Raw genomic sequence first — 21,722 nt, 5'->3', positions numbered from 1 at the left:
TATGCTGGCCGGGTGAGCGCCCAGACCGACGACAGACGGCGTGCCGAGTCGGCCGGTCTGCTCCCTCCCGTGCACGAGTCCCAGCTGCCCACCGAGCACGCGCTCTACCGCCCGCGGCACGGGACGCGGCAGCGCACCGCGCTCGTCTCGGCGGCCGTCTTCTTCTTCACCCCGCTGCTCCTGCTCGTCCTCGGCGTGCGCCCGCCGGCCATCGAGAACCACCAGCTCGCCGACTTCCCCACGCCGGCCGACGGGTGGGGGATGTTCACCAAGTGGACGCCGTGGGCCACCGACCACCTACCGCTGCGCCAGCAGGCGCTCGACATCGCCGACGGGGTCAGCCGCGGGGTGTTCGGCGAGCCGCCCGCGCTCGGCCAGGGGCAGGAGAAGGGTCCGGCCCAGGGTCCCGTGGCGCCGCCCGACCCCAGCGAGCAGGACCGCCAGCGGATGCGTGAGGCCGGCTTCCCACGCGTCATCGAGGGCAGCGACGACTGGCTCTACCTGGGCTACGACATGCTGGGCGCCTGCCTGCCCGAGCGGTCGCTGGACGAGGTCATCGGCTCGCTGCGGCGGCTGCGCGAGGCAGTCGAGTCCTCCGGCCGGGAGTTCGTGCTCATCGTGGCGCCGGACAAGTCGACGATGGTGCCCGAGTACCTGCCGACGGGCTACGTCGGCGCGAAGTGCGCCGACCAGGCCCGCACCGCGTTCTGGCGGCGGGTGATCGGCGACGCGGGTGCCACGGACATCCGCCCGGACCTCGAGGCGGCCGCCGTCCGGCGGGGCGCGCCGATCTACCCCAAGGTGGACACGCACTGGACCTACGAGGGCGGCCTCGCGATGACCCGGCTGATCGCCGAGGAGGTCGAGCCCGGCGTCACCGCGTCGTGGAAGGCGACCCCGGCCGACGTCGTCAAGCGCGACGGCGACCTGCCGCCGCTGGTGGGCCGCAAGGCCGAGTTCCCGATGCAGACCTACAACCTCGCGCCGGACGGCAAGACGGTGCGCAGCCGGGCGGTGGACACCGGCTTCCGCGAGCCGCTGCACCTCACCCAGGCGCCGGGCAAGGGCGTGGTGGCGCCGTCGGTGGGCGTGGTCGCCGACTCGTTCACCCTGCTCGCCACGCCCTACCTGGCTGGCACGTTCCACAACCTGACCGCGATCCACAGCGACACCATCGGCGTCGACCCGCTCGCGATCGGCCCGATGTTCGCCGACAAGGACGTCGTGGTCTTCGAGGCGGCCGAGCGCAGCCTGCTGGGTGGCATCAACCCGTTGCTGGACAAGAAGACCATCGACGCGATCGGCGACGAGCTGGGCCGCCGCCCGCGCTGACCGCGGTCAGCGGCGGCGCAGCCGGCCGAAGACCTTGCGGCCCGCGGAGCCCATCAGCCGCACCGGCGCGCTGACCTTCCACGACGTGGACGAGCGCAGCTCGGTCAGCGCGTGGTGGGCGTTGCTCGACACCTGCTGGGTGTCGGCCAGGGTCTGCCGCGCCTGCGCCAGGTCGGCCTCGAGCTGGGCGATCCAGCGCTCCTGCTTCTCGACCGTCTCGAGTGTCCTGTCGAGCGCGCGCACCGAGCCCGGCGGCAGCAGCAACGGCCGCTCGTCCAGCCCGATGTGGGCCACCGAGCGCATCGCGAACCACTCCTCCGCCGACGCGGCCTGCGCCGACGTGTTGTCCGCCCACTTGTTGTAGACGCAGGTCATCCGGTCGGTGTCGTACACCCCGCACACCGACGCGGCCCGCACCAGGAACTGCCAGTCCTCGCACACGGTCAGCGTCTCGTCGAACGCGAAGCCCAGCTCGACCAGCGTCCGCGGGAAGGCGAAGCAGTGGAACGGCGTCTCGTTCTGCCGGATGTGGCGGACCAGGTCGAACCGGGTGGCGTAGGTGGGCGTGAGCGGGCTGGTGGCCAGGTGGTCGGCCAGCTCGTCGCCCCGGCCGTGCCGGCGCTGCTGCTCGGCGGCCCACCAGCGCACGATCATGCCGCGATGCGTGCGCGCGTTGGTGCGGATGTTCTCGACCCAGTCGGCGGTGACGAGATCGTCGTCGTCGACGAAGACGAGGTACTCCCCGGTGGCCTCGCGCAGCCCGACGTTGGCCGGCCGGCCGCGGGTGCCGCCGTCGCAGGACACCACCCGGACCCGGTGGGCGATGTTGGTCTCGAACTCGTCGACCAGCTCCCGCACCGGCGTGGCCATGGTCGAGTCGTGCACGACCAGCACCACCTCGAAGTCGAGGCAGGTCTGCGCGGCGAGGCAGCACAGCACGTCGGTGAGGGTCTCCGGGCGCCGGCCCTGGGTGCGCAGCACGATGCTGACGAACGGCGCGTCCCCGTCCGGCGCGGGCTCGACCCGCCGGGGCGAGCCGCGGTGGTAGCGGCGGACGAACTGGTTGACCGCGCCGAACCCGTCCGCGCCCCGCCGCACCTGGTCGAGGAACCCGCCCAGGTTGGTGGCCGGCTCGAACACCGGGTGGCCGGCGCGGTGCTGGTCGGACTCCTCGAGCGGGAAGTCCAGCCGGGCCGACTCGTACCAGCCGGTGCCGGCCATGAGCTCGGTGAGCGTGGTGTCGGTGAAGAACCGCAGGTGGGTGCGGTCCAGCAGGCCGGAGTCGGTGGTCTCCCACTCGCCGACGAGCAGCCGCCGGGCGATGTCGCGGTGGGCGATGTTGGGGATGCTCACCACCAGCTCGACGCCCGGATGGGCGCCGGTGACCTCGGCGAGCGCGGCCAGCACGAGCGCCGGCTCGGTGACGTGCTCGAGCACGTCCAGGCACAGCACCGCGGCCACCGGCCGGCCGGCGATGATCGTGCGCAGCGTGGCCGGGAGCGACCCGGCCGTCAGGTCGACCTGGTGGGCCTCGAAGCCCTGGTCGGCGAGCTTGGCGACGGAGTCGGCGTCGTAGTCCAGCCCGACGTAGTGCGCGCCGAGCCGGCCGATCGGGGTGGCCACCGCCGCCGAGCCGCAGCCGAGGTCGAGCACCACCTTGTCGTGCAGGTCGGTGTCACCGAGCAGCCGGACCGCGGCGCCGTACGGGCCGCGCTCGGTGAATTCGAACTCGTAGTTGCTCACCTGGTGGTCCTTAGAATCGGCGCCGGCCGTACTCGCCGTCGAGGAACTCGGCGACCCGGTCCGCGCCCGGCAGGGTGGCCGGCAGCTCGCAGTGCTTGCGACGGCGTTCGAACTCGGCCACCGCGCGCTGCTGCTCGGTGCTGCCGTGCGCACCCACCAGCTCGATCGTGTCCTCGACGACGTCGGTGCGCTCGTACCGGGTGGCCAGCAGCAGCCGGCCGAGCAGCCCCTCGTACAGCTCGATCTGGGTGGGCCGCACGCCGGCCCCGGCGACCAGCCGCTTGTCGTGGAACACCACGGCGTTGGGCTGGTGCACGACGCGCCCGCCGGCCAGCCGCAGCCGCCAGCTCAGGTCGACGTCGTTGACGTAGGACGGAAACGCGTCGGCGTCGAAGCCGCCGGCCTCGCGGAACCACGGGGTGCGCACCAGCAGGCAGGCGCCGCTGGCCCAGCTCTGCTCGCCCGTCACCGGGTCGAACCACTTCGGGTGCTCGCACGGGATCTGCCGCGCGTCGACCGCGGCCACCAGCGGGTCGCGCATGGCCGACAGCAGCCGGCCGATCATCCGCGGCGAGACGTAGCAGTCCGGGTTGAGGAACAGCAGCGCGTCCTCGGGGGCGTCCTTTGCCAGCGCGTTGCAGCCGGCGCTGTGCCCGAGGTTGCGGCCGAACCAGGTGTAGTCGACCTCCGCCCGGTGCTCGGCGAGCGAGCGCAGCGCGGCCAGATCGGCATCGGTGAGCATCGGGCCGCCGGAGCAGTCGCCGATGCCGATGGCGACCACGTTCGGCGCGACCGGCGAGTCCTCGCCGGCCCGCTCGATGCTGCGCACCAGCGACCGCAGGCAGCGCCACGTCTCGTCCAGCGCGTTCTCGTAGAGCACGACCGCCACCCGGACCGACGTGGGCGTCGCGTCGTCCACCGACCGTGCGGGCACCGCCGCCACCGTTTCCGACATCCGGCGCGGCTACTTCGGCGGGGTGAGCTCGAGCTGGGCCGCCAACGCGGCGTCGAACTGTGCCTTGGCCTTGGCCTGGTCGGGGTCGAACGCCTCCACCCGGATGACGTTGTCGCCGTCGCTGTAGTGCGCGCGGTAGACGTACACCGTGCGGCTCGCGCTCTTCTGCTCCGAGGAGTACACCTTGACGCCGTTCTGCGCGGCCTCCGGCGCCTCCTTGAACCCGAACCGGGCCTGGTCGGTGGTGATGGCGCCGACGAGCGCGGCCGGGTCGCCGGTGGCGAAGGACCACATGCTGATCGTGGTGGACTCGTTGACGACGATCACCGAGCGCGCCTCGCTGAGCCCGGCCTGCTTGAGCAGCACCAGGTCCGGCGTGGGCAGCGCCTTGGACGTCTCCAGCTCGGCGGCGGTGTAGGTCTTGCCGCCGGACGTGGTGCCGTCCGGGACGAAGAGCGGGCCGAACGGCTCCGGCTTCTGCGACGTGGACGGCGGCGCCTCGGAGGTCTGCTGCTGCTGGTCGTTGGGCTGGGCGGTGTTGTCCTTCTTCAGCACGGTGAGGTAAAGCACCCCGCCGGCGATGAGGAGCAGGAGCACGACCACGCCGATGATCGCGAACATCTTGCCCTTGCCGCTGGGCTTGTCGCTCTCGAACAGCTCCGAGCCCTGCGCCTGGTAGCCGGCCCACGGGGAGACCAGCTCGTCCTGGTCCTCCCACGGCGGCTGGTTCTGCTGCGGACCCCAGTGGCCGGGCGGGGGCGGCTGCTGCTGCGGCGGCCACTGCTGCACCGGCATGCCCGGCGGCGGCGAGACCGGCTGCACGACCTGGGTGCGGTCGCCGAAGCCAGGGCCGCCCTGCTGGTTCATGTCGACGATCTGGGTGCTGTCCGCGGAGTTCGAGACCACCTGGGTCTTGTCCGCGTTCGGCGTGTTCGGCACGGCCTGGGTGCGGTCCTCGCCACCGGCCTGCTGGGCGTTCTCGTTGGGCCGCTCGGTGGTCCACTTGAACGGCGGCGGGAACGCGCCCTGCCCGCGGTTCACCGGGGCAGGGGTGCCCTGGCCCGGTGTCTGTGGGCCCGGCGTCTGCGGCGTCTGCTGCGGCCCCTGCTGGGGCGCGCCACCGGTGGCCACGGCGAGGATCCGCTCTCGTTCGCGCCGGTAGTCGTCCGCCGAGATCTGGCCAGATGCGAGCGCACCGTCAAGCTGGCTCAGCTCCTCCTGCCAGGTCACCTGAACAGCCTCCTAGAGAAAGTTTCATAGGCACGGACGAACGCCTGCCCCCGTATGGCACGAGCGCCGGTGACTATCCTACTTTCGGTCTGCCGCCCGCAAGCAGGGCGGGAGGGGGGTACACATGGCCGATCGGGGCGCCAGTCATCGCGTGGACCCGGCACGCCGGACCGCGGACGGCTTCGGCACCCTGCGGCTCGTCATCGCGTGCGGGGTGATCGGCTTCCACGCCATGCCGATCACCGGTGACTACGACGGCTGGGGCTGGGGTCAGCACTGGTACCACTACGGCACGCTCACCGTCGCCGCGTTCATGGCGATGAGCGGGTTCTTCGTGATGAAGACCTGGGAGCGGGACCCGAACCTGGTCCGGTTCTGGGTGCGCCGGGCGCTGCGGATCATGCCGGGGCTCGTCGCGGTGCTGGTGCTGTGCGCGCTGGTGCTGGGCCCGCTGGTCACCACGCTGAGCCCGGGCGCGTACTTCACCGACCCGGGCACGTGGACCTTCCTCACCCACAACACGCTGCTGTTCCCCCAGCAGTACGTGCTGCCCGGCGTGTTCGCGGACAACCCGTACCCGGCGGCGGTCAACGGCTCGCTGTGGTGCCTGCCGGTCGAGGTCCTCGGCTACGCGATGGTCACCCTGGTCGGCCTGCTCGGCATCAACCGGCGGCGCTACCTGATCTTCCTGGTCGCGGTGCCCTTCGGGACGCTGCTCGTGCTCCACGTCAACGGCCTGGTGGACCTGCCGGTGACCATGCTGATGCTGCTCACCAACCCGCTGCTGCAGTACCTGGCGATCTACGCGATGGGCATCGCGGCGTGGCTCTACCGGGACAGGATCCCGCTGTCCTGGTGGGGCGTGGCGGCCTGCGTGGTGATCGAGGTCCTCGTGTACCCCGGCCCGATTGCGGACATCACCCGCGCGGTCACCGTGCCCTACGCGGTGCTGACGATCGGCACCAAGCTGCCGCGCTGGCTGTGCCTGCCGAACTGGCTCACCGTGGCGAGCTTCGGCGTGTTCCTCTACGGCTTCCCGGTCGAGCAGACCTTGGCCTACCTCGGCGTCGGCAACCCGTGGCAGGTCATCGGGCTGGGCGTGCCGATCGCGCTCGTGCTGGGCCTGGGGTCCTGGCACCTGGTGGAGAAGCACGGCCTGCGCCTGCGGACCGCGCTCACGGAACGCCGTTCCGGGTCCGAGCCGCGCACCGAGCGCATCCCGGTGGTGCCGGGATACGACCCGCCGACCGTGGAGCTGCCGGTGACCGCGCCCGGGGCGCCGGCGCCCGCGCGACCGCCGGTCGGCTAGCGCTGGCTTCCGAGTGGCCGGACGGCGCCGCCTATGCTACGGCGCGGCCGGCCTTCGTAGGTCGGCCCAGTCGGCAGGAGGAGCCCGGTAGATGACGACCGAGGGTGGTGGCCGGCGCGCGGCGCCGGACGGGGACACCAGTTCCGGCGGCAGAGCCGGCGCGAGATCCGGCGACGGCTACGGGACGCTGCGCCTGGTCTTCGCGTTCATCGTGGTGGCCGACCACACGCCGGTGCTCACCGGCATCGGCAACAGCTTCATGCCGGTCAAGTCCGGAGTGGACCTCGGCGCGGTGTCGGTGGGCGCGTTCATGGGCCTGTCCGGCTACTTCATCATGCGCAGCTGGCAGCGCGACCCCAACCTCTACCGGTTCTGGGTCCGCCGGCTGCTGCGGATCATGCCCGGGCTGGTGGTCGTGCTCGGCCTGTCCGCCCTCGTGCTCGGCCCGCTGGTGACCACCCTCGGCAAGCGCGCGTACCTGGCCCACCCGGCCACCTGGAGCTACCTCGGCGACAACCTGCTGCTGTTCCCGCAGCAGTACGTCCTGCCCGGCGTGTTCGCGGACAACCCGTACCCCTCGGCGATCAACGGGTCACTGTGGAGCCTGCCGGTCGAGTTCCTCGGCTACGCCCTGATCGCGGTGCTGGGCCTGCTCATCACGTTCAGCCGCTACCGGTTCGTCATGGTGGTGTTCGCGCTGGCGATGGCGGTGCTGCTGCAGCGGATGTCCATCAACCAGCTCACGTTGCCGCCGGTGCTGCTGATGGTGCCGATCTTCCCGCTGCTGCAGTACCTGGGGATGTACGCGGCCGGCGCGGCGATCTGGCTCTACCGCGACCGGATCCGGCTGAGCTGGTTCGGGGTGCTGCTGTGCGTGGGCATCGACTTCACGCTCTACTCCTCGGCGATGGTCGAGGTGGCGCGCATCTTCACGTTGCCCTACCTCGTGATCGCGATCGGCCACCTGCTGCCCCGCCGGCTGTGGCTGCCGGGCTGGCTCACCGTCGCCAACTACGGCGTCTACCTCTACGGGTTCGTGGTCCTGCAGACGTTGCTGTTCCTGGGGCTGCGGACGCCGTGGCTGGTGGCCGCGGCGGCCGTGCCGGTCGCGCTGGTGGCGGGGCTGGTGTCCTGGCACGTGGTGGAGAAGCAGGCGATGAAGCTGCGCCACGTGCTGATCAGGCGCCGCAAGCCCGCCGCCGTCCCCCGCGAGGAGCCCGCCGCGGGCGCGCCACCCGGTTCCGAGCCGACCGAGGAGCTGCCGGCGGTCGGCTCGCCGCAGCCGGCGCCCGCCACGAGCTGACCGGGTCAGGAGACCGGCAGGACCGCGGTCACCGTCGTCACCAGGGCCTCCAGGTCCTTGCGGAGCTGGCCGGGGTCGGCCTCGCGCTGGGCCACGCCGAGGCGCACGGTGTACCTGCCGGACGTGTAGACGACCCGGTACACGGTGCGGCCGTTGTCGCTGCGCTGCAGGATCTGCGGGCCGCCTGCCAGCTTGTCGCCGTCGGTGAACCCGCTGCGGCGCAGGAAGCCCCGCTCGGCGTCGGTCAGCTGGCCGGCCGTCCCCGCGTCCGGGGTGGTGAACACGAGCAGCGCGTTGCCCACGTTGCCGTTGGTGGAGCCGCGGAAGATCACGTCGCTGACGCGGTGGTCGGTGGCGAGCTTTACCTCGTCCAGGGCCACCAGCTTGAGCCCGCCGGCGCGCTGGGCGGTGATCGTGCCGCTGTTCGGGTCGGCCGCGCCGGGCAGGGGCTTGAGCGCGTCGGCCACCGCCGCTGGCGGTGCGTTGGGGTCGAGGCTCGGCTGCGTCTGGCTGGACGGCGCCTGGTTCGAGGGCGCCTGGTTCGAGGGAGCCTCGGACGGGCCCGGGTTCGGCGGGTTGTCCGACTGCTGGGCCTGCGGGGTGTCGGTGCGGAGCACGAATAACCAGACCGCACCGCCCGCGACGGCGAGCACCACCACGAGCGCCACGGCGATGAGCGCGGCGCGCGCGCCACCCCGGCGCGGCTTGGCGTCGGCGAAGACCTCCTCGCCGAGCACCTGCCCGGACCACGGCGCGGGTGGCTGCAGGCCGGTCGTGGGCGGGGGCGGGCCGGCCGGGGTCGGCCGCGGCGGGAAGGTGGGCAGCCGCTGGCCCGACGCGGCCACGGTCGCGGCGGACACGGTGGCGGTCTTGTCCGGGTCCTCGGCCGGTGGCTCGTTCCGGACGGTGGCCGCGTCGTCGGCGGCCGCCGTGCCGTTGGCGGAGACGTCGACGACCTGGGTGTCCTCGGTGGCGTTGGCCTCCGCCGCGGGAGCCGGCGCGGCCGGTGGCGCTGCCGGCGCTGCCGGAGCCGGTGGTGCTGCGGGTGGTGCGGCCGGCGCGGGAGCGTCCGGCCGGGCGCTGGCCCACAGCGAGCCCTTGCCCTGCGCGGGGGCGGAGGCCTCGGCGAGCAGCTCGTCGCGCCGCCGTCGGTAGTCTTGCGCGGAGATCTCGCCCTCGGAGAGTTCCTTGTCCAGCCGCCGCAGCTGGTCCTGCCAGTCCATGTGTACTCCCCGTGTCAGATGCCCTCGACGTAACAGGATGCCGCACGATGCGGAAGGAAATGATCGCAGCCGTCATGTCCGCCGAAATGACCGTCGAACGAATTCGTGATCGCTACCTCGATCTGCTGATCCGCGCGCTCACCAACACGATCTACGAGGATCCGAACGAGGCGCCCTGGGGACCGGCCGGCTTCGACGCCGGCGCCCGCGGCGACGGCTCCGACTGGCCGCGCACCGCGCACACCATGATCGGCCGCAAGCGCCTGGAGAACCTGCGGGACTGCGTCCGCACGGTGATCGCCGACGGCGTGCCCGGCGACCTCGTCGAGACCGGCGCCTGGCGCGGCGGCGCGTCCATCCTCATGCGGGGCGTGCTGGCCGCGCACGAGGAGACCGGCCGCACGGTCTGGGTCGCCGACTCGTTCGCCGGCCTGCCGCCGCCGGACGAGGAGCGCTACCCGGCCGACGCCGGCGACCAGCACCACGAGGTCGAGTTCCTCGCGGTGCCGCTCGAGCAGGTGCGGGCCAACTTCGCCAAGTACGACCTGCTCGACGACCACGTCCGCTTCCTGCCCGGCTGGTTCCGCGACACGCTCCCGGCCGCCCCCATCGAGCGGCTCGCGGTCCTGCGCCTCGACGGCGACATGTACGAGTCCACCTGGGACGCCCTGATCACGTTGGCGCCCAAGGTGTCCCCGGGCGGTTTCGTCATCGTGGACGACTACCACGCCGTCCCCGGCTGCAAGAAGGCCGTCGACGACTACCGCACCGAGCACGGCATCGACGCGCCGATCGAGACGATCGACTGGGCCGGTGTCTACTGGCGCATGCCTTAGGCGGAGGGCACCGGCTGCCCGTGCCGCCGGTTGCGGCGCGCGCGGACCAGGCCGTAGCGCAGCGCCAGCAGCATGTCGGCAAGCGTGTGGGCCACCCGCAGGATCACGCTGACCGTGGTGGCCGCGGCGACCCCCAGCAGCGGCGTGAGCGCGAGGATCAGCACCGCCTCGCGCGCGCCGACGCCGGCCGGGGCGATGAACACGACCAGCCCGACGATCCAGCCCAGCGCGAACGCGCCCGTGCACACCACGGCGAGCTGCAGGACCGAGTCGGTGAACGGGTCGGCCAGCAGGTAGCCCGCGGCGCCGTAGCCCAGCCACGCGGGGAGCATCCACGCCAGCGGCCGCACCAGGTGCGACCAGCGCAGCACCGGCGGCTCGACGCCGGAGCGGCCGGCGAGCTTGCGGGCCAGCAGGTTGACGACCTTCGGGTGCAGCAGCACCAGGGCCAGCGGGACGCACACGCCGGCCCAGCCGAATCGGTTCACCAGGTCGGGCTGGCTGATCAAGAGCAGCGCGCCGACGAGCACCGAGGTGACCGCGTGCACCACGAGGAACACCGAGCCGGCGAGCAGCGCGAGGCCGCCGGGAACGCCGTGCTCGCGGGCGAAGCGCATCTGCGCGAGGAACGGCCAGATCGAGCCCGGCAGGTACTTGCCGACCTGCGCGGGGAAGAAGATCTGCCGCGCGGCGTCGGACGTGACCTTCGAGCCGAGCGCGGCCAGGCAGTGCTTCCACACCTCGGCCGTGGCGAGCAGCCCGGCGACCACGCAGACCAGCGCCAGGACCGCGCGCCACCAGTCGATCCGGCCGACCGCGCCGAGCACGTCCGGCAGCTGCCCGCGCAGCGCCCAGCCGGCCAGGCCGACGGCGATCACCACGAAGACGATGGCCAGCAGGTCCGCCCGCCGGCTCGGCCTCGGCGGCCGGACCGGCTCCTCGGGCGACCCGGCCGGCGCGTCAGTCACGCCAGATCAGCCCGGTGGTGGTCGGGTAGGGCAGCGTGGGCGTGGCGCCCTTGAGCAGCTCGATGCGCAGGCCCGGCAGCGCGGACACGACGTCCCAGTAGCGCTTGCGCCTGATGTTGTCGAACACGATGACGCCGCCGTCGGCCAGGTGGTCCAGCGAACGGCGGAACGCGTCGTTGCGGGCCCGGCCGTCGACCACGATGACGTCGAACGCGCCGCCGACCTGGTCGATGGTGGCCACGTAGTCGGCGAAGTCGAGCTCGGTGTGGCCGACCCGCTCCGAGCGGACCACGGTCTCGGCCGTGGCCGGCGTGGCCGGCACGGCGTGCAGCTTGACCCCGGCGGTGTCGGCGAGCAGCTCGCGGACGTACTCGACCCACTCGTTGTCGTGCTCGACCGAGTCGACCTGGCCGGCGCGGCGGGCGAGCCACGCGGTGCTGGCGCCGGCGCCGTACTCGAAGACCCGCGCGCCCGGCCGGTCGGCGAGGAACGCCTCGACCCGCCGCATGGCCGGGTAGCTCCACCAGGCCAGGTCCATCTGGGCCAGGTCGCCGGCGTCGAAGATCGAGAACAGCGTGCGCAGGTGCCGCACCCGAGGCGACTCGCTGCGCTCCAGCCTGGCCAGCAGCCCGGCCTTGTCCGCCACCTTGCGAACGCTCTTCACGCCCGTCACGTAGGCGCCTCGGATCCCACTCACGACAGCTCCTCGCAGGCTCGGTGCTGCCGCTCGCGGTCGCCCTGTGTGTTTGATGATTCGCTCGCAAGCTCGCTCATGGCGCTCCCACCGAGGTCTTGGGCCCGGCCGCGTCGGCGGGCTCGAGCGTCTTCGTCCGTTCCGAGATCAGGTCCGTCGCCTCACGCCTGTTGGCCGTCCGGTGCAGCACGATCTCCGCGATCAACCCGATGGAGATCATCTGCACGCCGAGGATGACCAGCAGGATGCCCAGCATCAGCAGCGGCCGGTCGCCGATGGCCTGGCCGCCGAAGATCTTCACGATCGACAGGTAGGCCAGCGCGATGAAGCCGAGCAGGCCGCTGGCGAGCCCGAGGCCGCCGAACAGGTGCGCGGGACGCCGGCCGTACTTGGTGATCGTCATGACCGTGAGCAGGTCGATGGCGCCGCGCACGTAGCGCTCGAAGCCGTATTTCGACTTGCCGTGCTCGCGCGGCCGATGGTTGACCGCGAGCTCGCGCACCCGGTAGCCGCTCTGGTGGGCCAGCGCCGGGATGTAGCGGTGGAGCTCGCCGTAGAGCGGCACCCGCTGGTACACCTCGGTCCGGGCGGCCTTGAGCCCGCAGTTGTGGTCGTTGAGCTTGAGGCCGGTGATGACGCCGGTCATCTTGTTGAAGAGCTTCGACGGCAGCCGCTTGCCCAGCGGGTCCTTGCGGTCGGCCTTGTGGCCGGACACCAGGTCGGCGCCGTCGTCGAGCTCGGCCAGCAGCCGCGGCACCTCGGCCGGGTCGTCCTGCAGGTCGGCGTCCATCGTGACGATCCGCTCGCCGCGGGCCTCGTCGACCGCGGCGGCGAGCGCGGCGGCCTTGCCGAAGTTGCGCCGCAGCCGCAGCGCGCGGACGCGCTCGTTGGTGGCGGCCAACTCCCGCATGACCGTCCAGCTGGAGTCCACGCTGCCGTCGTCGACGAAGATCACTTCGTACTCGATCTCGGGCAGGGTCTCGAACATCTCGCCGATCTCGGTGACCAGCGTGGTGAGCGTCTTCTCCTCGTCCTTGACCGGGATCAGGACGCTGACCTGAACTGGGGGCACGGTCTCGATGCTCGCCTCGATGCTCACTGTGCGTCTCCGGTGTCGCTGACCTTCGCCGGCAGCCACCGCATGGCGCCGCTTTCGTAGACGACCACGATGCGTGTCTCGTCGGTGACCGGCCCGATGGCCTTGAAGCCTACGTCGGGCGGCAGACCCCAGTACCTGCCGGTGACGTCACTGCGCGTCAGCCGGCTCACGCCGGCCCCGACGACCGTGCCCTTCCCGTCGACGACCAGCGTGCAGCGCACCTGGTCGGCGCCCCGGCTGGTGCCCCCGGTGGCCCAGCCGGTGATCAGGGCGGCCTCGCCGCGCGGCTCGATCGAGTCGACCATGCCGGAGGGCTTGTCCGGGCTGCGCGTGCCGGGCTGGGGCAGCGCGGTGGCCTTCGCGAGGCTGATCGTGGAGCCGAGCTCCGGGCCGCCGCAGCCGAGGGAGAAGGTCCCGTTGAACGGGTAGTGGTGCAGCGCCACGAGGTCCGGCTGCAGCTCCTGCTCCTTGGGCAGCACCGGGCCGAGCGCGTCGCCGTAGCCGGCGCGGATAGCGATGCCCTCGAGCGGGTGCTCCTTGATCTGGCTGCGCAGGTCGGCCGCGGTGGGCAGGCCGAGGGTGAAGCCGATGACGCCGATGCCGATGGCGGTGACCGCGATCTTCATCGCGTTGCGCGGCACGCCCCGGTAGAGCACGGCGCTCATCAGGACCAGCAGCGGGATCGCGGCCATGACCGCGAGCGAGGAGTACCGGCTGGTGAGGCCGAAGTCGGTGCCGAAGTCGATGCGCGCGGTGGCGATCATGCCGCAGGCCAGCACGCCGTAGGCGCCCAGCGCCCACCAGAACCGGAGCTCCTTGTCGTGTGCGGCCTTGTTGGACATCAGAACCGCGTAGACGATCAGCATCAGCGCGCCGGCGACGACGGCGAAGCCCGCGTTGTTGGCCGTCCACATCTTCCCGACGATGGTGAGGAACGTGTACAGCAGCGAGCCGATGTCGTTGGCGGGCGTGCCGCCGACCCACGTGCTGGGCTTGAGGCCGTACCAGACGCCGACGATGACGACGCCGATGCCGAGCGGGACGAGCCGGGTCCGCCAGCGCTCCTTGTGCAGCGTGGCCAGTACGGCGAGCGCCGGCCAGAGGGCGAACGCGGTGCCGTAGGTCATGCTCGCGAGCACGCCGACGATCCAGGCGGGCACCCACTTGCGCTTGTTGGCCAGCAACAGCGAGCAGACGACGATGAGGTTGGCGGTGAGCCACGCGGAGCCGCTCATCGAGCGGACGAACATGTGCAGGCCCTGCAAGCTGAAGATCAGCGCGGCCGCGGCGACGACGAGGCCGGCCCGCAGCAGCGGCGGCATCGTCTTCGGGAGCGCGGCCCGCAGGAGCAGCACGGTGGCCGCGGCGACCACCACGACGAGGTAGCCGAGCACCCGGTTGTCACCGTCGGCGAGCCGCGCGTCGAGCCAGTACAGCAGCGACGGGATCATCAGCGGGTGCTCGTTCTGCGGCGTGAAGATGCCGCCGAGGTGGAACGAGCCGTCCGGGTTGGTGATCCGGACGAGGACGTACCAGTAGTCGAGCCACTGCAGCTTCCCGGCGCGGGACACCTCGAGCACGATGGCGATCGCCGGGACCAGCGCGAGCAGCTCCACGAGGCGGGCGATGGTGCGGTCGGTGAGCCGGCTCTTCAGCGAGGCGACCCACGCGTCGGCTCTCGAAGCCCGCTCGCCGTCCGGGGTCTCCTCGCTGCCCGGCTCAGGTGGCGGATCCGCCTCCGAATCCTTCTTCAAGACCGTGCTCGTCACCCGAATACCATGTCAAAGCCGTTTAGGCCACCCGCGAGCGGCCTCGGAAAGATGTTGGTCCGCCGGGCCTGATCACGACGAAGTCCCGCCGTCGAGCTTGCCGCCGGTGGTGTCGGTGATCGTCTCGGTGATCGTCTCGGTCTCGACCGTCGTGGTCTCGTCCCGGGTGCCCACGATCTGGGTCATCTCACCGGAGGGCGCCTCCCAAGCCGCGGAGACCGGGATGTGCACCTTCGGCGGGTCCGTGGCCGTCCCGGTGGCCGTCCCTGTGGGCTGGGTGTCCGCCGCTGCCTCGACGTCGGCCTCGGCGAGGATCTCCTCGCTGCGCGCCCGGTACTCGCCGGTGCTGATCTCCCCGGAGATCAGCAGGTCGCCGAGCTCCCGGAACCGGTCCTGCCACCCCATCGCCGCCGTGCCTCCTGTGTCGTCGTGCCGGTGCCGTCCGGCCGGGAAGTTGTTACCACGCGAGCGCGTTCTCTCCGAGTGAGAGCTACGTAGAGTGGAGGCATGGCGTTGTTCGGGCATGACAAGGCACGGATGATCGACCCGTCGCAGGCGTTGCCGGGCCGGGTGAACCGGATGCCGGTGGCCGCGGCCCACGCGGTGTTCACCGACCGGCCGATCGCCCCGCCGTTCCCGGAGGGTCTGCGGACCGCCGTGTTCGGGCTGGGTTGTTTCTGGGGTGCGGAGCGGGTGTTCTGGCAGACCCCGGGCGTCTACACGACGGCCGTCGGCTACGCGGGCGGGCACACCCCCAACCCCACGTACGAGGAGGTCTGCAGCGGCCTCACCGGGCACGCCGAGGTGGTCCTGGTCGTGTTCGACCCGGCGCGGATCTCCTTCGACGCGCTGCTGAAGGTGTTCTGGGAGGGCCACGACCCGACGCAGGGCATGCGCCAGGGCAACGACAGGGGCACCCAGTACCGCTCGACGGCGTACTACACCGACGAGTCCCAGCGCGCCGCCATCGAGGAGAGCCGCAAGTCCTACCAGGCGGCGCTGTCCCGCGGCGGCCACAGCGAGATCACCACGGAGATCGCCCCGCTCGGCGAGTTCTACTACGCCGAGGACTACCACCAGCAGTACCTGTCCGACGCCAAGAACCCGAACGGCTACTGCGGCCTGGGCGGCACCGGCGTCTCCTGCCCCATAGGCCTGCAGACCAAGGAAGCCTGACGAGCAACTGAAGGCTGGTCAACACCAGAGCGAACCACACGGGCCGGTCACACCAGAGCGAATCACAAAGGCTGGTCAACACCAGACGGAACCACGCCGGGTCGGGAGAAGCTCGCACCGTGGGGGCCTGGGGGCTCGGCCCCCAGAGACCAAAAAGGTGAGCGATCCCGGCCCGCGCCCTCCGCGGGCAGGTGACGCCCAATCGCGAGCGGACGACGGGATTCGAACCCGCGACCCTCACCTTGGCAAGGTGATGCGCTACCAGCTGCGCCACGTCCGCAATGCTCGCGGAGAAGTCTAGCCGACCGGTCGATCCGATACCGAACCGCCGCTCGCGGGGCCTTGTTGAGCCGATCAGCCTAATACCTTCGTAGGTATCGCCTTACCGTTCTAAACGTTTGCCGTCCACACCAAACGGTCCTGTGGCATGTTGAGCCAGATTCCCGTGGCGGCCGGGAGGAGGTGTCGGGTTCGATGACCGGCGAGGATACGAGATCAACCGGGGCGAGTAGGGCAGGACGAGCGGGCAGCGGAGACGGAGCCGAACACCAGGCGACCGGGGCAGAGGCGGAGGATCGGACGCTCCTCGAGCGGCTCCGAGCCGGTGAGGACGCGGCCTTCGGCGAGCTGTTCTCGCGGCACTCGACCGCGGTGTTCCGGCTCGCCCTCGGGCTGGTCAACGACCGGGCCGAGGCCGAGGACCTCACCGCGGAAGCGTTCTTCCGCGTCCTCCAGGCGATCCGGCGCGGCTCCGGACCCGTTGACAACGTGCGTGGCTACCTGCTCGTCGTCGCGCGCCGGGTGGCGTGGGAGTGGAGCCTGCGGCGCAAGGACGTCCCGGTCAGCGACGAGGAGCTGACCCACCGCGCGGCCTCGGACCCGGACACGTCGGGCCAGTTCACCGAGCGCAACCTCATCCGCAGGGCGTTCACCAGCCTGCCGGAGCGCTGGCGCAACGTGCTCTGGAAGATGGAGGTCGAGGGCGAGCGCCCGGCCGCCGTCGCCATCAACTTCGGGCTCAGCCCCAACGCCACCGCGGCGCTGGCCCGGCGCGCCCGGCAGGGCCTGCGGGCGGCCTACCTGCAGGCGCACCTCGCCGCGGACCGCAGTGCCACCGGCTGCCGCTCGGTCCTGGAGAAGCTCGGCGCGTACACCGCGGGCAGCACCTCGGGCATCGAGCGCCGGCGGATCCGCGCGCACCTGCAGACCTGCACCTCCTGCACGGCGATGTACGCCGAGCTGCGGGACGTCTGCTCGGGCCTGCGGGCGCACGCGTCCTTCGTCGCGGCGCCGCTCGCGCTGGTCGCGGGCGCCACGCTCGCCACCGAGGCGGGCGGGCTGGTCGCGGCCGTGAAGGGCGTCCTGCTCAGCACCAAGATCCAGGTCGGCATCGCGGCGGGCTCGGCCGCCGCGCTCGGCGTGCTCGGGTTGGTCGTCGCGCCGTGGGGCAGCGGCGGCGGCTCGTCGGCGCCGGTCGACCTCGCCGGCAAGCGGGGCGTGGAGCTGCACATCAGCGAGCCGCCCGCGCAGTCCTCCAGCGAGTCGTCGCTGCAGGTCACCGGGGGTGAGCTGACGACCCATCGGCAGGTGCCGCGGCCGAGCACCGGGAGGGCGGAGGACCCGGCGCGGGCGGCGACGCCCACCGACAGGGTCCCGCCATCGGCCACGACGACGACGGGTGGTGGCGGCCGCGCCGACTCACCGATGCTGACCAGCGACCCGGCGTTCGACGAGACCGCGCCGATCGTCTACCGGGAGACCACGGTCGAGCGGCACACGACGACCTACGAGAGCTACGTCGTGATCTGCGAGACGACGACGATCACCGAGGTCAACTCGCTGGACCAGACCCGGACCACGACCGAGACCACGAGCTACACGCAGCCACCGGACTCCTCGCCACCCCCGAGCGGGGGACAGCCGACCGCCCGAACGGCTGAACCTACTACGTCCTCCGCTGCGCCGGACGGCCCCTGACAGGTGCGTGAGGCCGCCGGGTTAGGCCATCATTAGTGGGATGTTCCCGACCATGCTCGGCGCCGGGAGGCCCCAATGACGCGCGTTGTGCGCGGCGCGGACGGACGGATGTGGACCCTGCGTAGCCAGCTGGAATGGCGGTCGCCGGCTACCGCGGACGACTTCGAGCACGACGTGAGCGTCGGCAACACCGCCGCGATCGTGCTGCTGGTCCTGGTGGTGGCGCTCAGCGGGGTCCTGATCATGTGGACGCCGGCGGACGTCGTCGTGCCGCTCTGGGTCGTCCTGCTCATCGTGCTGGTCATGCTTTTCTTCCCGGCTCGCTGGGCACTGCGCAGGCCGTGGACGGTGGTGGCCGAGACCGGTGACGACGGCGAGGGTGACCCGACCGAGAAGTGGGTCGGCACCGTGCGGGGCGTGTTCACCGTCCGGCAGCAGGTGAACCGGGTGGCCAAGAGCATCGCCCTCGACTCGGTGCCCGGCATCGAAGGTCCGCTGCAACCCGTGGCGTAATCGCCGAAATCCGGCAACACTGGCGAGGTGCCTGAACTCCCCGAGGTCGAGGCGCTCGCGCAGCACATCCGCGAGCACGGCGTCGGCCGCACCGTGGCCAGGGTCGACGTCGCGTCGCTGAGCGTCCTCAAGACGGTCACGCCGCCGTGGACCGAGCTGCACGGCCGGACCGTCACCGCGGCGGGCCGGCACGGCAAGTTCCTCGACCTCGACTGCGACGGCCTGCACCTGATCATCCATCTGGCCCGCGCGGGCTGGCTGCGCTGGGCGGAGAACATGTCCGCCGCGCCGCCCCGGCCGGGCAAGGGCCCGCTGGCGCTGCGCGTGCACCTCGGCCCGCCCGGCAAGGGCCCCGGCTTCGACCTCACCGAGGCAGGCACGAAGAAGGGCCTGGCGGCCTGGATCGTCGCCGACCCCACCGAGGTGCCGGGCATCGCCGCGCTCGGCCCGGACGCGATGGCGGTCAGCCGCGACGAGCTCGCCGCCGTCCTGGCCGGCCGCACCGAGCGGCTGAAGACCGTGCTGACCACGCAGAAGATGCTGGCCGGCGTGGGCAACGCCTACTCCGACGAGATCATGCACACGGCCAAGCTCTCCCCGTACGCCACCGCGGGCAAGCTCTCCGGCGACGCGGTCGACGAGCTGTACGCGGCCGTGCGCAAGGTGCTCTCCGACGCCGTCGGCCGGTCGGTCGGCCAGCACGCGGCGCTGCTCAAGGGCGAGAAACGGTCCGGGCTGCGGGTGCACGGCCGCACCGGCATGCCGTGCCCGGTGTGCGGCGACACGGTGCGCGAGGTGTCGTTCGCGGACAAGGCGTTCCAGTACTGCGCCACGTGCCAGACCGGCGGCAAACCGCTCGCGGACCGGCGGCTGTCGCGGCTGCTCAAGTAGGGCTCGCTTGCTTAGTGAGCCTCATACGGTCGAGCATTGACGGGTGACCGACCTGTTGACCGAGCGTGCCGTGATGGGTGCGTTGGCCATGCTCGTCGTCGGCGGCCTGTTCGCGCTCATCATCCGCAGGCGCAAGTCCGAGGGGTCGGTGGACGACGCGGTGCTCGACGCCGTGCAGCGGCTGTCGAAGGCGGCGCCGGCGATGCGCAGCGGGCTCACCGAGGAGGCGGCCGACCAGGCGGCGAAGCACCTGGTGGAGATGCTGAAGTGCGTGGCCATCGGGATCACCGACGCCTCCGGCCAGCTGCTGTCCTGGGACGGCGGGGCCAACGAGCACTACGAGGACCTCACCGGCGCGGTCGACGTCGCGGTCCGCAACGGCCAGCGGGCGCACATCCACCACACCAACCTCAACTGCGACCACCGGGGCCGCTGCCCCATGCGCACGGCGGTGATCGTGCCGCTGATCCCCGACGGGCACGTCGAGGGCACGCTCATCGTGGTCGGCGGGGTCAACTCGAAGCGGCTGATCCGGGCCGCGGACGAGGTGGCCAAGTTCGTCAGCATCCAGCTGGAGCTGGCCAAGCTCGACGAGTCCAAGCAGGCGCTGGCCAAGGCCGAGGTGCGGATGCTCCGCGCGCAGATCTCGCCGCACTTCCTCTACAACGCGCTGAACTCGATCTCCTCGCTGATCCGCACGGACCCCGAGCGGGCGCGTGACCTGCTCCAGGAGTTCGCCGACTTCACCCGCTACTCGTTCCGGACCTCCGGCCAGTTCACGACGCTGGCCGAGGAGCTGCGCAACATCGACCGGTACCTCACGATCCAGAGCCAGCGCTACGCCGACCGGCTGAACGTGCGGATCAAGATCGCGCCCGAGGTGCTGTCGGTGGTGGTGCCGTTCCTGGTGCTGCAGCCGCTGGTGGAGAACGCCGTGCAGCACGGCCTGTCCCCGAAGCCGGGTGGCGGCACGATCACGGTCGTCGCGCAGGACAACGGCAACGAGGCGCTGATCAGCGTCGAGGACGACGGCATCGGCATGGACGCGGACCGCCTGTTCGCCGACCTGCGGGACGCGCACAAGACGGGCTCGCACGTGGGCATCGGCAACATCAACCAGCGCATGCGCTCGGTCTTCGGCGACGAGTACGCGCTGATGGCCGAGACCGCCCCCGGCGCGGGCATGAAGGTGATCCTGCGGGTGCCCAAGTTCTTCCCCGGCGTGCGCCCCGACCTGCCCAAGTTCGGCGCGGACGACAGCGACATCACCGATACCCCGAAGGGCAACGTCGCGCCCACCCGCTGAGGCCGGCGCGCAGCCGGCCCCACCGCTGTCCCCGCCGCCGCCACCGTCCCCACCGCCGGCGCCGCACCCGCGCCGCGGCGAACACCCGCGAGTCCCAGTCCGCCGGGCTCATCGCTTACCGCCCGGCCGGCGCCAGCTGACCCGCCCGTCCACCAGGTCGGCGTCGAGCATCGCGCCCGCCACCACGTCCGGCGACCACCGCGGTCCCTGGTAGCGCCCCCGGTCGACAGAGCCGAACACCGACATCCCCGGCCGCGACCAGAGGCAGGCCGACGCCACCGTCGCCAGCCGGTCCTCCACCCACTCCCGCGCCGCCCGCAGGCAGTCGAACTCGGCCACGTCGATCTGGTCCATCCAGTCGGCGTCTCCCATGCCGAGCCACGCGCGCCAGGTCACCTCACCCGTTCGATCCATGGCAAACCCCCCGCCAATCAGGAGTCGCCGGCACCCGGGCTGGATACGACCGCGACGCATAGGGTTGGGAACCATGAGCGTCACCGAGAAGCTGGCCGCCAGGCTGCCCAAGAGCCGCGGCAGCAGCGGCCCGGTCGTGGCCGTCCTCAAGCTGCACGGCGTCATCACCCCGACGCCGTCCCCGCTGGCCCGCGGCACCATCAACATCAACACCGTCGAGTCCGCACTGACCAGGGCGTTCGACCACGACCGGCTCCAGGCGGTCGCGCTGGCGATCAACTCGCCGGGCGGCGCGCCCACCCAGTCCGCGCTCGTCGGCGAGCGGATCCGGGAGCTGGCCAAGCGCAAGAAGGTCCCGGTCATCGCGTTCTGCGAGGACGTCGCCGCGTCCGGCGGCTACTGGCTCGCCTGCGCGGCCGACGAGATCTACGCGCACTCCTCCTCGCTGGTCGGCTCGATCGGCGTGGTGACCGCCGGCTTCGGGCTCTCGGGTCTGCTCGACCGGGTCGGCGTCGAGCGCCGCGTCTACACCGCGGGCGCGCACAAGGTCCGCCTCGACCCCTTCCGTCCCGAGAAGGACGAGGACGTCGAGTGGCTCAAGAGCCTGCAGAGCCAGCTGCACGACCAGTTCGTCGGCTGGGTCAAGGATCGCCGCGGCGACCGGCTGGCCGCCGGCGAGGACGTGTTCACCGGCGAGATCTGGACCGGCGCCAAGGCCGTCGAGCTGGGCATCGTCGACGGTGTCGGCAACATGCGCGAGGTGCTCGCCGAGCGGTACCCGGACGCCGAGATCAGCGTCGCCGAGCCGAAGCGGCCGCTGCTGGCCCGGCTCGGCTTCGGCGGCGCCGCCGCGTCCTTCGCGCACGGGCCGGGCGACCGGGTCCTGGCCGCGGTGGAGGCGATGGAGATCCGCGCCACATGGTCCCGGTTCGGGCTATAGGCCCCCGATCCGGGGAGAATTAACGCTGCTCAGAGTTGTGTCCA

At 71.7% G+C, this 21,722-nt stretch carries 20 protein-coding genes and 1 tRNA gene; 10 read left to right on the top strand and 11 right to left on the bottom strand.

The features are described from left to right. Window positions 1–1,332: alginate O-acetyltransferase AlgX-related protein (locus VGD70_RS25370; RefSeq protein WP_331085536.1), on the top strand; the 1,332-nt coding region annotated here is incomplete at its 5' end. Between the two features lie 6 nt (window positions 1,333–1,338). Here the strand turns inward: VGD70_RS25370 and VGD70_RS25365 are convergent. From VGD70_RS25365 to VGD70_RS25355, 3 genes are read right to left on the bottom strand one after another with little or no spacing between them, the layout of a single operon-like run. Next, window positions 1,339–3,075, bottom strand: coding sequence for a methyltransferase domain-containing protein (locus VGD70_RS25365; RefSeq protein WP_331085534.1), 1,737 nt, complete (start codon window positions 3,073–3,075; stop codon window positions 1,339–1,341). A gap of 10 nt (window positions 3,076–3,085) precedes the next feature. Next, the gene (locus VGD70_RS25360; RefSeq protein WP_331085532.1) at window positions 3,086–4,030 is read right to left on the bottom strand and encodes a glycosyltransferase; all 945 of its coding nucleotides are present in this window, start codon (window positions 4,028–4,030) and stop codon (window positions 3,086–3,088) included. Window positions 4,031–4,039: 9 nt separating this feature from the next. Further along, window positions 4,040–5,260 carry a hypothetical protein gene (locus VGD70_RS25355; protein ID WP_331085530.1) on the bottom strand — a complete coding sequence of 407 codons (1,221 nt, stop codon included), beginning with the start codon at window positions 5,258–5,260 and terminating at the stop codon, window positions 4,040–4,042. Window positions 5,261–5,384: 124 nt separating this feature from the next. On the opposite strand from VGD70_RS25355, the gene VGD70_RS25350 reads away from it, so the two are divergent. Next, the gene (locus tag VGD70_RS25350; RefSeq protein WP_331085528.1) at window positions 5,385–6,569 is read left to right on the top strand and encodes an acyltransferase; all 1,185 of its coding nucleotides are present in this window, start codon (window positions 5,385–5,387) and stop codon (window positions 6,567–6,569) included. Window positions 6,570–6,660: 91 nt separating this feature from the next. Beyond that, entirely contained in the window at window positions 6,661–7,872 is a 1,212-nt protein-coding gene (locus tag VGD70_RS25345) for an acyltransferase (RefSeq protein ID WP_331085526.1), read from the top strand. 5 nt (window positions 7,873–7,877) lie between these two features. Here the strand turns inward: VGD70_RS25345 and VGD70_RS25340 are convergent, their stop codons facing one another. Continuing rightward, on the bottom strand, window positions 7,878–9,095 hold the full coding sequence (locus tag VGD70_RS25340; protein ID WP_331085524.1) for a hypothetical protein: 1,218 nt from the start codon (window positions 9,093–9,095) through the stop codon (window positions 7,878–7,880). A gap of 74 nt (window positions 9,096–9,169) precedes the next feature. Here VGD70_RS25340 and VGD70_RS25335 point away from each other — a divergent pair, with 74 nt between their 5' ends. Continuing rightward, on the top strand, window positions 9,170–9,931 hold the full coding sequence (locus VGD70_RS25335; RefSeq protein WP_331085522.1) for a TylF/MycF family methyltransferase: 762 nt from the start codon (window positions 9,170–9,172) through the stop codon (window positions 9,929–9,931). On the opposite strand, the gene VGD70_RS25330 is transcribed toward VGD70_RS25335, so the two are convergent. From VGD70_RS25330 to VGD70_RS25310, 5 genes are all read right to left on the bottom strand, one after another. Further along, window positions 9,928–10,899: a lysylphosphatidylglycerol synthase domain-containing protein gene (locus VGD70_RS25330; protein WP_331085520.1), complete on the bottom strand. Its 972-nt coding sequence runs from the start codon at window positions 10,897–10,899 to the stop codon at window positions 9,928–9,930. The genes VGD70_RS25335 and VGD70_RS25330 overlap by 4 nt on opposite strands. Next, window positions 10,892–11,596, bottom strand: coding sequence for a class I SAM-dependent methyltransferase (locus VGD70_RS25325; RefSeq protein WP_331085518.1), 705 nt, complete (start codon window positions 11,594–11,596; stop codon window positions 10,892–10,894). The genes VGD70_RS25330 and VGD70_RS25325 overlap by 8 nt, the downstream gene beginning before the upstream one ends. Window positions 11,597–11,669: 73 nt before the next feature. Then, window positions 11,670–12,692 carry a glycosyltransferase family 2 protein gene (locus tag VGD70_RS25320; protein ID WP_331085516.1) on the bottom strand — a complete coding sequence of 341 codons (1,023 nt, stop codon included), beginning with the start codon at window positions 12,690–12,692 and terminating at the stop codon, window positions 11,670–11,672. Continuing rightward, a complete protein-coding gene (locus VGD70_RS25315) occupies window positions 12,689–14,461 on the bottom strand; it encodes a hypothetical protein (protein ID WP_331085514.1) in 1,773 nt (590 codons plus the stop codon). Before VGD70_RS25315 ends, VGD70_RS25320 begins: the two co-directional genes overlap by 4 nt. Window positions 14,462–14,533: 72 nt before the next feature. Then, window positions 14,534–14,866, bottom strand: coding sequence for a hypothetical protein (locus tag VGD70_RS25310; RefSeq protein WP_331085512.1), 333 nt, complete (start codon window positions 14,864–14,866; stop codon window positions 14,534–14,536). A 102-nt stretch (window positions 14,867–14,968) separates the two neighbouring features. On the opposite strand from VGD70_RS25310, the gene msrA reads away from it, so the two are divergent. Further along, window positions 14,969–15,637, top strand: a complete 669-nt coding sequence (gene msrA / locus VGD70_RS25305; protein ID WP_331085510.1) for a peptide-methionine (S)-S-oxide reductase MsrA — start codon at window positions 14,969–14,971, stop codon at window positions 15,635–15,637. 207 nt (window positions 15,638–15,844) lie between these two features. Here the strand turns inward: msrA and VGD70_RS25300 are convergent. Continuing rightward, window positions 15,845–15,917: transfer RNA gene (locus VGD70_RS25300), tRNA-Gly, on the bottom strand. A 194-nt stretch (window positions 15,918–16,111) separates the two neighbouring features. Between VGD70_RS25300 and VGD70_RS25295 the strand changes: the two genes are divergently transcribed. From VGD70_RS25295 to VGD70_RS25280, 4 genes are all read left to right on the top strand, one after another. Then, a complete protein-coding gene (locus VGD70_RS25295; RefSeq protein ID WP_331085508.1) occupies window positions 16,112–17,614 on the top strand; it encodes a sigma-70 family RNA polymerase sigma factor in 1,503 nt (500 codons plus the stop codon). Between the two features lie 75 nt (window positions 17,615–17,689). After that, window positions 17,690–18,127, top strand: coding sequence for a DUF983 domain-containing protein (locus tag VGD70_RS25290; protein ID WP_331085506.1), 438 nt, complete (start codon window positions 17,690–17,692; stop codon window positions 18,125–18,127). A gap of 27 nt (window positions 18,128–18,154) precedes the next feature. Then, window positions 18,155–19,018 carry a DNA-formamidopyrimidine glycosylase family protein gene (locus VGD70_RS25285; protein WP_331085504.1) on the top strand — a complete coding sequence of 288 codons (864 nt, stop codon included), beginning with the start codon at window positions 18,155–18,157 and terminating at the stop codon, window positions 19,016–19,018. Between the two features lie 73 nt (window positions 19,019–19,091). Next, complete coding sequence (locus tag VGD70_RS25280; protein WP_331085547.1) at window positions 19,092–20,324, top strand: GAF domain-containing sensor histidine kinase; 1,233 nt, start codon at window positions 19,092–19,094, stop codon at window positions 20,322–20,324. Window positions 20,325–20,432: 108 nt separating this feature from the next. Here the strand turns inward: VGD70_RS25280 and VGD70_RS25275 are convergent, their stop codons facing one another. Next, the gene (locus tag VGD70_RS25275; RefSeq protein WP_331085503.1) at window positions 20,433–20,738 is read right to left on the bottom strand and encodes a hypothetical protein; all 306 of its coding nucleotides are present in this window, start codon (window positions 20,736–20,738) and stop codon (window positions 20,433–20,435) included. Window positions 20,739–20,811: 73 nt separating this feature from the next. Here VGD70_RS25275 and VGD70_RS25270 point away from each other — a divergent pair, with 73 nt between their 5' ends. Continuing rightward, window positions 20,812–21,678, top strand: coding sequence for a S49 family peptidase (locus tag VGD70_RS25270; RefSeq protein ID WP_331085501.1), 867 nt, complete (start codon window positions 20,812–20,814; stop codon window positions 21,676–21,678). Window positions 21,679–21,722 lie beyond the last annotated feature (44 nt).

This window comes from Actinophytocola sp., assembly GCF_036402745.1.
Lineage (GTDB): Bacteria > Actinomycetota > Actinomycetes > Mycobacteriales > Pseudonocardiaceae > Actinophytocola.
Note: the sequence above shows the minus strand (reverse complement) of the source record. Positions and strands in the feature narration are given on the sequence as shown.